The sequence below is a fragment of the Methylobacterium iners genome (assembly GCF_022179305.1).
GTDB lineage: Bacteria > Pseudomonadota > Alphaproteobacteria > Rhizobiales > Beijerinckiaceae > Methylobacterium > Methylobacterium iners.
In genome coordinates this window covers 1-12,828 of sequence record NZ_BPQP01000129.1, presented here as the reverse complement: position 1 = coordinate 12,828, position 12,828 = coordinate 1, and the positions used below count along the sequence as shown (strand labels likewise).

Here is a 12,828-nt window from a genome sequence, read left to right as displayed (position 1 = left end):
TGCTTCCCGTGACAATGCCCTGGGCTCGCTTCTGGGCCCGACGAGGATCAGCATGCCGCGCTACATGGCTGAACGCTCTGGCTTGCCGCTGCGTTGAAGGTGGTTCGTCACTCAGGAGTTCCCCATGCGCCATGGTGCCCTCGCCACAGCTGCCGTCGCTATGCTCATCGCCTCCTCCGTTCCGGGATCAGCCCAGTACGGCGATGGCTATGGGGGTGGTGGTCGTAGGGGCGGCTATTGCGATCAGCTGCGGCGTGCGTGTGAGAACAAGGACAGCCTCGGTGAGGTTGGGCAGGGCAACTGCCGACGGTTTCGCGAGGAGTGCGGTGGCGGCTACCGCGATCGCGACGCGGGCTACGGAGAACGCGGACGTGGCTATGGTGCCCGTCAGTACGGCTTCGATGAGAGCGAGTACCTGCGCTGCAATCCCGATGTTCGTCGCGCGGTGAACCGCGGTCAGATGGAGTCCGGCGCAGCGCATTACCGGGTCTTCGGGCGTCGCGAAGGTCGCCGCTTGAGCTGCTGACCGGCTGGAGCGGGGCGATGGCCGTCAAGGTCGTTATGAGCGACCTCCGCGCCGGCCTGTATGATTGCGGCTCTAGAGCAGAGACCGCCGGGCGAGGCAGCGCGTCCGACTGAGCCACAGAGAGCGAGCATCGGGGCTCCAGGGGATTGGCGAAGTCCAGCAAGCACACAAATGCTCGCGTCGCTGCCCGCACTACTACCGCGGCTGAAACCATCTCACAGCCTGGTGTTCAGGCCGAATTCACCCAGAAAGCACTAGTGTCATGGTGTGGTCCGTAACCGCTCGCTGGAGCCTCTCGATGCGTCGCCGCCTTTTCGCTGCTGCCGCGGCAGCCCTACTTCTGATCGGCCCAGTCCCGGTGTCAGCCCAGTACATCGAGTTCGGGGGCGGTGGCTTCAGCCGCGATGATGGCTACGGCCGTGGCGGTGGCCGTAGGGGTGGGGGCTACTGCGATCAGCTCCGGCGTGCGTGCGAAAACAAGGACAGTTTGGGCGAGGTCGGCCAGGGGAATTGCCGTCGCTTCCGCGAGGAGTGTAGCCGGCCCCGTGCGCCCCGGCGCGACATCTGCCAGGAGCTGCGCCAGGCGTGCCTATACAAGGACGAGCTGGGCGAGCGGGGCCGGGGCAATTGCCGTCAGTACCGCGAGACCTGTCGCTGAGCCTGGCTTGAGAGACTGCTAGATGTCAGGATCCAACATCCTCTTTCACGACGCCCTGCGATTGATCTACGCCGACGCCCGCAGGCGCGTGGAGGAGGCTTTGAAGGCCAACGACGCGGGGGAGCCCTACCGGCTCCTCACCTACGCACTGGAAACGGTTTATCCTGAGAGCATCGCAAGGGAGAGGCCCGACACCTCGACCTCTGCCTCAGGTGGACAGCCCTCGCCATCCTGACACAAACGGAAGTTTGATGTGGTGGAGGGCGACCGGCCACGCTCGTATCTGGTCAAGCCTCACTCGGGAGCGGCTTCGACGGGTTGCTCGTTGCGCAGGTCGGCACTTGCCACGGATTGGCGTTCCAGCCAGGGACGCAGGCGAGCAGCCAGCTCGCGGTCAAGGCGCTTGGCGTAGACGGTCCTGAAGTAGCGCTGGCCTGCGCCCGGACCTTGGATGGCGTCACGGGCCTGCATCATACGATCAACCTCACGCCGACAGACGACGCCGATGACGCCAGCGGCCTGATACCAGCGTGACGCTTTGGCGTGAGCCAGCGCGACTGGGTTGGCCAGCACGGCTTCAGCAAAGCACTCGGTCGATGCCGTATCGAGATGCGCCAAGGTTGTCCGAGCCTGGGTTTTCGCGCGACCTGCGGGGCGAGCCTCGGCGAGCGAGGCAGTGGCGCAAGAGGCTGCGAGAACGCCCAGCAGCCCAAGCGCCAGGGGGTTGAGCTTGCGCTGGACCATCTCGTCTACTCACACACCTCGACGCGGCGGATGATGACGTCGCCATAGGCATCAACGTACCGGCGCCGCTCCAGGTGGCAATAGGGTTCCGCCTCGACGTAGACGGGACGCGGCGCGCGATAGACGCGCTGTCCGGGATAGTACTGGTTCTGCGACGAGGCGATGGCGCCACCGATGGCCAGACCACCGAGCACGCCCAGTGCGGCGGCGCCTCCAGGACCGATGCCGTCTCTCGCCTGTGCGCTGGGTAGCGCCGTCAGGGTGAGCACAGCCGCAAGGGTAATGCCGACGATACCGTGTCTCATCGTCCGACTGCTCCAGGTCTGGTGACGGCCTCCAGGTTGCGGGCCAGGAGTTAACCGTCCGTTAACCGCCTCAACCTCGTCACCAAGCGCGCGAAATCACTGTAGCCTCAATCGTCATCGTCTCATCTACGAGGCAGTGCAATTCGGTTTCGTGGCGGTTCGATGGCCGCAGCCTTCAGCGTTCCTTCAGGCAGAATGAACGATCATCCGAGCCTGCTCGTTCATAAGCCATGGTCCCCACGCTCAGAGCTGGAGTGAGAAGATGAACCGCCTTGCTACCTTGTCCGCCGCAGCCGTGATCGGCCTCGGCACCCTTGCCTCGACCGGCGCTGAAGCGCGCGGCCGCGGCGGCGCGATTGCGGCCGGCGTGATCGGCGGCCTCGCGGCTGGTGCCCTTCTGGGTGCCGCGACGTCGAGTGCCTACGCGGCTCCTGCCTATGGCTACGGCGCCTATGACTACGGCTACGACGCAGCACCGGTGTACCGGACGCGTCGTGTCGTGCGCAGCTATGATTATGACTACGATTACGTGCCGGCCTATCATCCTCGCCGCGTGGTGCGGCACTACGATTACGGCTATGCCCCTGTCCGCTACGGCTACGCGCCAGTTCGCCACGGCTATTCCTGGGGTGGCCCGACCTACTACGGCGGCTGGTAACCTTCCATTCATCGACCGCAACGAACGGCTCCGCTCTAGCGGGGCCGTTTTCATATGAGGCCCACTGGCATTGTCACATCTACGAAGTATAGGCCGTTTCGGAAGGTATTTACCGGTAGGGGAGGCCGGCTAAGCCACTGGAATCGCACGTGGCGGCATCCGGCTGACTGGCAGGAGAGAGCAGTATGTCGGCTTGATGTGACAATGCCCAACTGCGCCATGCCAACCTCCCGCGGACATCAACCCCATTCGTCAGAGCAAAAGCGCTCGACATCGCAGATGGTTGTATGGGTTCCCATCCTAGGCCGCTGTGGATTGCTGCCATGTCATCTCGTTACGCTTTTCAACAATATCCATCATCGCAGCGACAGCTCGACGGAGGCGTGCGACGCTCGTTGAGGCGTCTATGGAGACGCCAGCGATGAGGTCGAATAGGATTTCCTCCTCGAAAGCGGCCTCCATTAGGGCCTTCTCGATTTCGGTTCGAACAGGGTCCAAAAATTCGACGCCAAAACCTTCGCTATTGATACGAGCAAGACGGCAAGGGCGCGCTGTGTTGCTGTCACCAATGACAAGATCGAAAGTTGGCGGCAGTTGCGCGTTAGGGCTCGGCCGAAGGAAGGCTCCATGAGATGAGATGTCGAGGATCTGGCACTCGTTAGAAAACGCATCCGAGTGTGGCATGTATATGTGACCTATGAGTTCGCATGGCTGCCTGAAGGTCCGCCGACGATCTGACATGTCAAACTCGTATTGCTGATGAGGAACAAATTGTAGGATTCCAGACTCGCCTTAAGGCGTTTACCCCAAATTTTGCCTTAACATTTCGAGAATTATTGGACGTGGTAATTATGCTATAATTCTTGCTTAATAAATATATAACTAGTCCGCGGATAGTGTCCCAGTTTGGATCTCTGCACTATCCAGATGCGATAACTCGGCGTGCGCCCGGGCCTAGGCTGTTACTGGTTTGGTATCTGACAGAGGATATCGCCTGTTTTCGGATCGACCTCGAACTTCATCTTCTGGCCGTCCTTGATGCCTTCGCCGTCCCAGTGTTCGTCGTCCGCCTCGATCTTGGTGATGGACGTGTAGCCAGACGAGATGAGCTTCTTCTTGACCTGCTCTGCGGGCATCCAATCAGCCCCCGGCTGGTCGGCAAGAACGGCGCCGGAAACGCCTGCGGTAAAAGCCATCGAAATGGCGAACGCGGAAAGCAGTTTCACGGGTGAGTCTCCTGAAGGCGGCACAGGTACTCACATAGGGCGCGGCCAAGTATCAGCGCACATGGCCCTGCCGCGGGATGTACACCGCGGCCCACTTCGTCGACCGTGAGGGGAGGGTGGATTACTGAGCCAGGGCAGCCCGCTTGCCGACTGCCTCAACCAGGGTCTCGGTGCATGTCCTGATGACATCCCGCTCCTCAAGAGCGTTGAGACAATCCCTCATCACCGCGAATTCCTCGCGCGACGGTGACCTGACTGGCTGGCTGTGGACCGGGCTGAATGAGAGGATCAGCCCGGTCCAAAGCCAGCCAGTCAGGTCACTGCTTGCCCCCTACTCGGTCCCGAAAAGGTAGATGAGGATGCGCAGCGCTCCCCAGCCCAGGAAGGCCGTCCAAGCTATCGTGACAACCCCACCGATGAGCAGCGCGACAGGGGCGACGAGACTTCTTCCAGAAGGGCGATCGGCATCAGTTGCCTGCGGTGGGGCAAGGGCATGGTCGGCGTTCATTGGCATTCCAGTGCGGTTGCAAGCGGCGCTGAAATCATCAACGCCGACGAACCGTTCCAACCTGATGCCGTCCGTACGGGATTAGAGGCTGGAAAGCCTAACACCCGACGGACGACGGTAGCGACAGTGCCAGCATCGCCGTATTCGCGAGTTGGTAACGGTTCGTCATCGTTGCGGGAGAGAGGCAGTTCCCGACGCAGTGAAACCGGCTGGCTTTGATCTGACCAATACTCTAGGCCAAGCCAAGTGAGAGACTCCTGCATAGCAACTGGCAACGTATATGGTGGGAACCGGCGAGGTAGGCGAGCAAAGCTCCCCCCCCCTCCCACCTCGCCGGCCGCTAAGTCAAACATGATTGGTTGTAAAATGCGTGTGCAGTATGAGTTTTGCTCTACCCTGCTCGGGGATCATCTGCACTCCGCATGAAATGCGTAGGACCGACCCGTTGCGCCCGCTCCGGCCTTGCCGCGCTCTGGCCTTGGCCTTGCCGCGTTGCACAGGGGCACAGGACGAGGTTGTCGCCTTGTTTAACTCCGCCACCAAGAAGTTGGGCTGACGAAGTTCAGGCCGCCACACCGGCGCCTGATACCACGCGGCGAACGCTTCGGTTCGAGCGAGCTGTTTTGTGTCGGAGTTAAGACGAGGCAACGAGGAACGGTGAGATTGTTGTAGGTCGTCGCATAAGTAGGCAGGAAGCGCTAGGTCTAGATCAGTGACCAAGCGTAAGGTGTCAGCTACGAGGCTTGATCATCTGCCGCCACAACTCTCCGCAATTTGAAGCGATTGGAGAGTATTTGGCCTCGACGATACCCCAAACAATCTCTACGCCTTTTGCCAGCTAATGATTCGCTGTTGCAGGAGGCCCATATGTGTCTTGAACGAGAAGGTCATACCCTACGTCGTCCAAGCCCTGACCAGGTGACAAGCGGCTTGGTGCTTTTAGCAGCTTCTCTGATCATCGCAGCGTGGATTGCGTATGTTGCGCGCTATACCTTCCATATGGGAGATGGCTCCGTTCAGTTCGATAAGTATTTTACCCTCTTTGATCTCGACGGCGAAGGGAACATTCCGGCATGGTTCAGTTCAGTCATGCTGCTGATGTGCTCCATCCTCTTCTTCATTGCTTATCTCGTGAGTAACCGCACCGACGGCGCTCAACGCACTTGGCTGGGTGCCGCCGCAGCCTTTTTGCTGCTCTCGCTTGATGAAGCCGCAAGTCTACACGAGAAAAGCATACAGTCGTTTGTGGTTATGTTTTTCACATCCGTTCTTCTCGTTGGCGGCATGCGTTATGCAGCCTTTCTGAAGCAACTGCCATTTATCACCATAGCTAGTCTGACCGTCTCTTTCTGTATATACTTAAGCGGATCATTAGTGCTCGACTACTTTAACGGTATATACCATAGAGAGAACGGTCCGCATAGTATTCCATACAGATTGCGAATGACGGCCGAGGAAGGCTTAGAACTCATCGGCATCACTGGGGTGATCCGTAGTACCCTTCACTATATTTATAGCGAGTATGATCACGCAACTTCGCGCCCGCTTCAGGATCTGCCCAAGGGTCGTCACCGATCTTCTTCAGCAGAGTCCGTCACATCCTCCTGATCGACGTTCATCCCGGCTTTGTCGAAGGTGTAGCCCTCCCGCCATTCCGAGCTCTCCTGCGAGCCTGCCGGGTAGAGGTTCACCTGCATCGGCTTGCCCGCGGACTTCGCGCCCGCTCCTGTGCTTCACCGTGGCTGACCCGGAGCTCATGCGGCACTCCTCTTGATCATCATGCACGTGCTACCAGGACGCCTAGGACCACCGCATGAAAAAGCCCGCCGCGGCGTGAGCCGGGCGGGCTGAGGGAAGTTTCGGTTGGCTCTGCTGATGCTGATCGGGGGAAAGAACCAAGCAGGTCCGTACCGACTGCTCAAGAGGAGCAGCTCAGCCAGCCTGCTACGTGACAGCCACAACTGCAATGCCGGTCGCGCAACAGCGAGTGCGAAAATGGCCCCCAGTGGCGCGAGCGGGGTGGGCTGAAAGGTGGGTGGCCCTGCTGCCGTAGCGCATGGGGGGCTCGACAGCAGGGCCTGTCCAGAACATCGGGTTGGGGGATCGACCTCTGGACCGACAATCTGATGCCCGCTGCGCAGCGCAAAGAAAAGCCCAGGGCAGCAGGTGTCGGCAGGGCTGACGGCTGTGGAGATGTCAGTGAGCCGCTGACGTGCAGATTGCGTAAGCGGTAGAATGAGGGTTCGACTTTGATGTGCGGCGGCCGGTCTCACGCCTGATGACCGCGTCCTCAGACCCGCTGCTAGCACCACAAACACCTGCACGTCCGCTCCCGTCCCACCTGGGCTCACCATGCATGCCGTGCGGGCGATTGGTCGAAACATCATCACAACCTCGGGCCGTCAATCTGCCGGGTCGGTGCGGAACACAGTCGAGGGGCTCGCCTTGCCGTGAAAAGAAGCCCGCCGCGGCGGGTGCCGGGCGGGCTGAAGATGCCGTCACTGTCAAAGCTGTCATCCAACCAGCGACGAGCATGATGGCTCTTGGTCTCGAACCTGCCCCATTGTGCGTCCGTCCTCGTTAAAGACGCATAAAGAAGCCCTGCGCGGCAGATGCCGGCGGTGTTGTTCACGCAACTTCTCTTGCGCCGGCTAGGTGTTTGATCCCGCGGTGTGGTGGTACGATTGATCACCACGCTGCGAGGGATGGGCTATGGGCCAGGTTCTCCATGGAAGCGCCACCACGACGGAGGCAGTCCGTCGCGCTCTAGCTACGTGAAGAGAGCGTAAGGGCGCTGGCCAAGCGCTACGGCGTCAGTCCGACAACGGTCCAGAAGTGGCGCAAGCGGGCGACCACGGCGGACGCTCGGATGGGTCCCAAGGAGCCGCGCTCCGCCGTGCTGACAGCCGAGGATGAAGCGGTCATCGTCGCCTTCCGCCGGCACACGCTGCTCCCGCTCGACGACTGCCTCTACGGCCTTCAGCCGAGCATCCCGCACCTGACCCGGTCCTCGCTGCACCGCTGCCTGGAACGCCATGGCATCAGCCGCGTGCCCGAGATCGACGGCGACAAACCCAAGAAGCAACGCTTTGCGAGTTACGCCATCGGCTAGGTCCACATCGACATCGCCGAGGTGAGCACGGCCGAGGGCAAGCTCAGACTGTTCGTGGCCATCGATCGCACCAGCAAGTTCGCGTTCGTGCGACTGGTGGAAAGCGCTGGTAAGATGGAAGCCGCTCAGTTCCTGCGTGATCTCATTGAGGCGGTGCCCTACCGCATCCACACGGTCCTCACCGACAATGGCATCCAGTTCACCTCACGCCAGCGGGATATCTGGGACAGCCAGCACATCTTCGATCGTGTCTGCGACGAGCATAGTATCGAGCATCGCCTGACCAAGGTGAACCATCCTTGGACCAACGGGCAGGTCGAGCGGATGAACCGCACAATCAAGGACGCCACCGTCAAGCGCTACCATTACGACAGCCACGACCAGCTTCGTGCCCACCTGCATCTGTTCGTCGATGCCTACAACCACGCCCGCAGGCTCAAGACTCTGCGCGGGCTCACACCCACCGAGTTCATCCTCAACGCCTGGACCAAAGAGCCCGAACGCTTCAGGATCAACCCGTCACACCTCATCCCGGGACCGTACACCTAGGCAGGCACTTCGGCCGGTCCGGGCAGGTTGGTGCGCCGCGCCGCTCTGCCCAGTGCGCCGTAGTGTGCGGTTGGATTGGTTGCCCTGTGAACCGACCGCACTCAATCGGTCGCAGTGACGCTGCCGCGGTGAATGAGGACTCAGCCAGGAGCCTGCAAAGCTCCGCACGCTCGGTTCACGCCCGAGCCCGCGCCTCCCGGCAACCGTGGTGTAAGGTCGTGTCGCGATGTTGGAGGTCAGCGGAGCCATTATGGTGGCCCACTCGTTGCAGTCAGCCACCAACGATCCGAGGAACCGCGCGTTGAATGACAACAAAGCCCCTGTTGGCCTCAGACGAGCGTCGTTGCGCGCGCACCTACATCCAGGTCGGGTTCTGGATGGATAAGGAGATGAACCCCTGGCGCAGGCCGTATGGGGATCGGCGGTGAGGCTCCGCGGGACGGGCAGCCGATTTGCTGTGCTAGCCCATGGCTGACTAGGGGTGCGGCGCGATGCATGAGTTCTGCACCCAACCGACCCGCTTCAACCGAAGGGCGACCAAGCTCGAATGGGCGCTCGTCTCGTTCCTGTCCGTATGGCTGGCGGCCGCGGCAGGACTCGTCAGCCTAACCTAGCCGAGCCTTGGATCGCGATGGCGGCTCGATAGTGCCGGCTGAGGGAGCAGCAGCTTCCTTATTGTCCGATTTAGATCAGCCGCGGCTAAGTAGTAATTACTCTATCGGAGTGCCTAAAATCGAGTTGTCATAGGGTGGCAGGTTTTTAGGATCATCGTGCGTTATCGTGCACATCATGACGCGGTGAGAAAGAAGACAAGCGTGGCTATGGGCTGCGCCTCTTATGTTAATGCGTGCTTTCGCAGGCGGTCTAAAGTCATAATTCAATGTCGGCGCGGTCAGCGTCGCATTCCAATTAGCCAGCCCTAGTCGGAATCCCGATTTGTAGCACAAACGGGCCAGCCCTACGGCCGGCAGCGTTCCTGCCATTGGGATCTTTCATATGCCAGCGTCAGTCTTTGCGCGGTTCAACCGTGCGCTTGTCGTTTGGATTGCTGCCTTCCTCTCCTCAGGCAGCATTGCTTTGTGGATGCTGAACCGTGCTGGTCATCTGCCACCCCCGCCGCTAACCGCCACCAATTGCATCGACGAAAAATTCAAGTTCCTCCACGAAACGACCCTTACCGACCGCAACCTCATTGCTGTCGGCTCATCGGTGACTTGGCGTAACTTAGACTTTTCTGCCGTCGATGGGCGGTGGAAAAGCCTACGCCCAGTAAATGCGGCTCCATGTTATCTGCAAATACATCAGACTGCATATCTGACAGAGTTCTTGCTCGATGAAATTCCAACAGCTCGTGTAGTAGTCTCCGTCGTGTCCATGCAGGACTTTCAGAATTGCAGTGAAGATGAAAAGTTTTTTGATTCCTCCATTGCTCGTCGATATATAAGCGCGCGTGAGACCTCATGGCATCTGTATTTCACCAACTTCCGCCCGAGGTTGTTCCTGCAGGACGTCGCTAAAATCCGCAGCATGCGGGATGGAACCCGAAACCGAGAGCCGCTTGTCATGGATCAGTACGGCTCGGGTCCTCTGACATTTACACCGCCCGAAGTTCGTTCGGACAGAGCTGCAACACCGGAATGCCTCAAGCACATGGAGCGGCTTGCCCGGGAGCTGCGCGACAAAGGGGTCGCTTGGGTCGTAGTGCTTCTACCACCAATGCCGGCCTGGGGTAGGTCTTACGACCCTTCCGGCAGCCGCGATCTCAGCTGGCGTCAGGGCGTGAAGGCACATCTGGAGCGCACGGGCACGGTTGTACTTGATGGACGCTTTGGGCCAGCCGTGGACGACAACGACTTTACCGATCCTGACCACCTACATTGGTCAACGGTCCCAGCGTTCACACGATGGATCTTCCGCAGCCTAAATCAGCAGAGTGCCATACGAGCGGCGTTCAAGGATGACGCTAGTGCTCTTTAACTCATACGCGTTCATCGGCGCTTTCCTCCCGACAGCTTTGATCGGTTATGCCGTCCTCGGTCGCTTCGGCACAGAACATGTAGCGCAAGCTTGGCTCCTGACGTGCTCGTTTTTATTTTGGGGCTACTGGTACCCGCTGCACTTGCCAATACTTGTTGGTAGTTGCATAACAAACTACATGATCGGACGGTCCTTTAGTCAGGTGAATGACTCAGTAACGAACCGCAGGGCACTTCTTTGGCTAGGCGTAGTCTCTAACTTAGTGCTGCTCATTTACTTTAAGTATTGCGTATTTCTCGTTCAGAACGTCGGTGTGCTGACGGGCGTCGATTTTGCTGTGCAGTCGATTGTCCTGCCGCTCGGCATCTCCTTCTTCACCTTTCAACAGATAGCCTATCTCGTTGACGCGCATAATGGTGACGCGGGCGAATACAGTTTTGTTGACTACTGCCTCTTCGTCACGTTCTTCCCGCAGCTCATTGCCGGAACGATTGTCCACCATCGGGAGATGATGGGGCAGTTTACCAAACCTGTCCGAGATCGACTCAATGAAAGAAATTTTGCAATAGGCGTTACATACTTTGCGCTAGGATTGTTTAAGAAAGTAGTGATTGCCGATAATATTTCTACTATCTCTGATAAATTCTTCGCTGAAGCGGCCGTCGGAACAGAGTTGAGTGGAGTCGAGGCTTGGCGCAGCGTCCTCGCTTACACACTACAGCTTTATTTTGATTTTTCTGGATATTCAGACATGGCTATCGGCCTAGCCTTGATGTTTGGTATCCGACTGCCGTTCAATTTCAACTCACCCTACAAAGCCACGAGCATCAGCGATTTTTGGCGGCGCTGGCATATGACCCTCTCGCGCTTCTTGCGGGACTACCTCTACGTGCCCCTGGGCGGCAATCGCTACGGCAAGGCCCGGCGCTACGCCAACCTGATGATTACGATGGTTCTGGGCGGCCTCTGGCACGGCGCCGGCTGGACCTTCCTGATCTGGGGGGCGCTGCACGGGACCTATCTCATGATCAATCATGCTTGGCAAAGCCTGCGCATGCATCTGGGGCTAACCGGCTCGATGGGGTTGGCCGGGATCTGGATTGGTCGCGTCCTCACGCTTTTATGCGTCATGGTAGCGTGGGTGTTCTTCCGGTCCTCCTGTCTCGAAGCTGCCTCACATATGCTCTCAGCCATGGTTGGCCTGAACGGATGGATTGGCCCGGATGATCAACTCGCTCGCTTCTTCGAACCTCTTCCAGAAGGGGGGCCTCTCCGGATAGCCCATCATGTGCTCGGCGGTTTGACACCGAGATCCTGTTAGGATTGCTGCTAGCTGTCGTCTGGCTCCTTCCTAACACGCAGGAGATCATCGACGGAGCTGGGGCGAAATCCCATTGGTCCGCTCTTCGGTGGCAGCCGACGCTGGCCTGGGCTGGCTGTATTTCGGTGGTGTTTCTGTTTGCAGTAAGTCAGATGTCAAACGTCAGTGCTTTCCTTTATTTTCAGTTCTAATAGATCTGAACAGTCATTTATGTTGTGATCCATAGTTTATTTAATAATCTATCACAGTTATGTGCCATCCTATGTCAATGTGAGCTCGCAAACAATAAAAATCTTTATCCAACCCTTTACAGCGCGGACTTGGCACCGCCACATGGGAGAGCCACATCCCGGATGAAGGTGTGAGAGGCTTCGGCTTGTGGGTGGTTGCGGTCGTCTCGTGCAAACTGCAACTGCATGGACACTATGGCAACTCGTGTGGCGTCGGGCCGCTAAGCTCGCAATCGCCGGCTCGTTTTGGACCAGGCTTATTGAGGAGATTGACCAGGACAGAGGGAGCTGGACATGCGGCGAGGTCAGAAGATGAGCGCGTAGCAGGTTGTGCTAAAGCTGCGCCAGATCCAGGTGCAGACAGCCCGGGGCGAGAGCTTGGCGCTGGCTCAGCTAAGGAGGCGGAGATCTCCGAGCAGAGCTATTATCGCCGGCGCAAGGAGTATGGCGGCCTCCAGGTCGAACAGGCCAGGAAGATGAAGGATCCGGAGCGTGAGAACGCTCGGTTGCGGCGGCTCGTGGCCGACCTGTCCTTGGAGAAGCAGGTGTTGGCGGACGTCGCCTCGCGAAACTTGTAGCCCTCGAACGACGTCGGCAGGCGGTCGAAGGCATGCAAGAGAAGTACGTCTCGGAACGTCATCGTCCTTGGGCTACCGGCCGCCTGCGCCTGTCACGTTCCCAAATGTGATCCTCTGGCTACCCACGGCTGCCGCCATGAGGCATTGTCACGGGAAGCTAGGCGAGGTTGCAAACGCGGTAGCGTCTGCATCGACTCAGGCCGCGGCGGTTGCCTTCTGCCATGCCTCCGCGGCTTTAGCTCGGAAGAGCCGAAAGGTGCCGCGGGAGATGAGATGGCGTTGAAGGGAGAAGGTGTTCTGAACGGCTGCGTGCATCGAGAGGAACTGCTGGGCTGATCCTGGTGACTTGAAACCTTGCTGCTTGTGCTCGCGTCGTCGGACAGGCTGGTGCGAGTTCTCCGCTCGGTTGTTCTGGCGCAAGCCCTGCTCGTGGCGA

At 59.1% G+C, this 12,828-nt stretch carries 12 protein-coding genes and 2 pseudogenes; 8 read left to right on the top strand and 6 right to left on the bottom strand.

The genetic code is table 11. From position 1 onward, the window contains the following. Positions 1–124: 124 nt before the first annotated feature. Together MFF55_RS25815 and MFF55_RS25810 are read left to right on the top strand one after the other, a co-directional pair. Positions 125–526 carry a hypothetical protein gene (locus tag MFF55_RS25815; RefSeq protein ID WP_238246996.1) on the top strand — a complete coding sequence of 134 codons (402 nt, stop codon included), beginning with the start codon at positions 125–127 and terminating at the stop codon, positions 524–526. 680 nt (positions 527–1,206) lie between these two features. Beyond that, positions 1,207–1,419, top strand: a complete 213-nt coding sequence (locus MFF55_RS25810; RefSeq protein ID WP_238246994.1) for a hypothetical protein — start codon at positions 1,207–1,209, stop codon at positions 1,417–1,419. 59 nt (positions 1,420–1,478) lie between these two features. On the opposite strand, the gene MFF55_RS25805 is transcribed toward MFF55_RS25810, so the two are convergent. Together MFF55_RS25805 and MFF55_RS25800 are read right to left on the bottom strand one after the other, a co-directional pair. After that, on the bottom strand, positions 1,479–1,928 hold the full coding sequence (locus tag MFF55_RS25805; protein ID WP_238246992.1) for a hypothetical protein: 450 nt from the start codon (positions 1,926–1,928) through the stop codon (positions 1,479–1,481). Between the two features lie 5 nt (positions 1,929–1,933). Beyond that, positions 1,934–2,233 carry a hypothetical protein gene (locus MFF55_RS25800; protein WP_238246990.1) on the bottom strand — a complete coding sequence of 100 codons (300 nt, stop codon included), beginning with the start codon at positions 2,231–2,233 and terminating at the stop codon, positions 1,934–1,936. Positions 2,234–2,495: 262 nt separating this feature from the next. On the opposite strand from MFF55_RS25800, the gene MFF55_RS25795 reads away from it, so the two are divergent. After that, on the top strand, positions 2,496–2,891 hold the full coding sequence (locus tag MFF55_RS25795; RefSeq protein ID WP_238246988.1) for a hypothetical protein: 396 nt from the start codon (positions 2,496–2,498) through the stop codon (positions 2,889–2,891). Positions 2,892–3,191: 300 nt separating this feature from the next. Here the strand turns inward: MFF55_RS25795 and MFF55_RS25790 are convergent, their stop codons facing one another. The 3 genes from MFF55_RS25790 to MFF55_RS25780 form a co-directional block, all read right to left on the bottom strand. Continuing rightward, on the bottom strand, positions 3,192–3,632 hold the full coding sequence (locus MFF55_RS25790) for a PilZ domain-containing protein (RefSeq protein ID WP_283206804.1): 441 nt from the start codon (positions 3,630–3,632) through the stop codon (positions 3,192–3,194). A 221-nt stretch (positions 3,633–3,853) separates the two neighbouring features. After that, entirely contained in the window at positions 3,854–4,117 is a 264-nt protein-coding gene (locus tag MFF55_RS25785) for a PepSY domain-containing protein (RefSeq protein ID WP_306421477.1), read from the bottom strand. A 331-nt stretch (positions 4,118–4,448) separates the two neighbouring features. Next, complete coding sequence (locus MFF55_RS25780) at positions 4,449–4,685, bottom strand: hypothetical protein (RefSeq protein WP_238246984.1); 237 nt, start codon at positions 4,683–4,685, stop codon at positions 4,449–4,451. Between the two features lie 792 nt (positions 4,686–5,477). On the opposite strand from MFF55_RS25780, the gene MFF55_RS25775 reads away from it, so the two are divergent. The 5 genes and pseudogenes from MFF55_RS25775 to MFF55_RS25755 form a co-directional block, all read left to right on the top strand. After that, positions 5,478–6,233, top strand: coding sequence for a DUF8692 domain-containing protein (locus MFF55_RS25775; protein ID WP_238246982.1), 756 nt, complete (start codon positions 5,478–5,480; stop codon positions 6,231–6,233). A 1,104-nt stretch (positions 6,234–7,337) separates the two neighbouring features. After that, positions 7,338–8,286, top strand: a pseudogene (locus MFF55_RS25770) (IS481 family transposase). 996 nt (positions 8,287–9,282) lie between these two features. Continuing rightward, complete coding sequence (locus MFF55_RS25765) at positions 9,283–10,263, top strand: alginate O-acetyltransferase AlgX-related protein (RefSeq protein WP_238246980.1); 981 nt, start codon at positions 9,283–9,285, stop codon at positions 10,261–10,263. Then, on the top strand, positions 10,244–11,584 hold the full coding sequence (locus MFF55_RS25760) for an MBOAT family O-acyltransferase (protein WP_238246978.1): 1,341 nt from the start codon (positions 10,244–10,246) through the stop codon (positions 11,582–11,584). Before MFF55_RS25765 ends, MFF55_RS25760 begins: the two co-directional genes overlap by 20 nt. A 560-nt stretch (positions 11,585–12,144) precedes the next feature. After that, positions 12,145–12,481, top strand: a pseudogene (locus MFF55_RS25755) (transposase); the annotation flags it as partial. Between the two features lie 106 nt (positions 12,482–12,587). Here the strand turns inward: MFF55_RS25755 and MFF55_RS25750 are convergent. Beyond that, a partial coding sequence (locus tag MFF55_RS25750; protein WP_238246976.1) for a DDE-type integrase/transposase/recombinase occupies positions 12,588–12,828 on the bottom strand: 241 nt, incomplete at its 5' end.

What these genes read in the sequence shown, in the direction of transcription:
- MFF55_RS25760 (WP_238246978.1), top strand. Translation starts at nt 10,244, where the DNA reads ATGACGCTAGTGCTCTTTAACTCATACGCGTTCATCGGCGCTTTCCTC.
- MFF55_RS25805 (WP_238246992.1), bottom strand. Translation starts at nt 1,928, where the DNA reads ATGGTCCAGCGCAAGCTCAACCCCCTGGCGCTTGGGCTGCTGGGCGTT.
- MFF55_RS25795 (WP_238246988.1), top strand. Translation starts at nt 2,496, where the DNA reads ATGAACCGCCTTGCTACCTTGTCCGCCGCAGCCGTGATCGGCCTCGGC.
- MFF55_RS25800 (WP_238246990.1), bottom strand. Translation starts at nt 2,233, where the DNA reads ATGAGACACGGTATCGTCGGCATTACCCTTGCGGCTGTGCTCACCCTG.
- MFF55_RS25790 (WP_283206804.1), bottom strand. Translation starts at nt 3,632, where the DNA reads ATGTCAGATCGTCGGCGGACCTTCAGGCAGCCATGCGAACTCATAGGT.
- MFF55_RS25815 (WP_238246996.1), top strand. Translation starts at nt 125, where the DNA reads ATGCGCCATGGTGCCCTCGCCACAGCTGCCGTCGCTATGCTCATCGCC.
- MFF55_RS25810 (WP_238246994.1), top strand. Translation starts at nt 1,207, where the DNA reads ATGTCAGGATCCAACATCCTCTTTCACGACGCCCTGCGATTGATCTAC.
- MFF55_RS25765 (WP_238246980.1), top strand. Translation starts at nt 9,283, where the DNA reads ATGCCAGCGTCAGTCTTTGCGCGGTTCAACCGTGCGCTTGTCGTTTGG.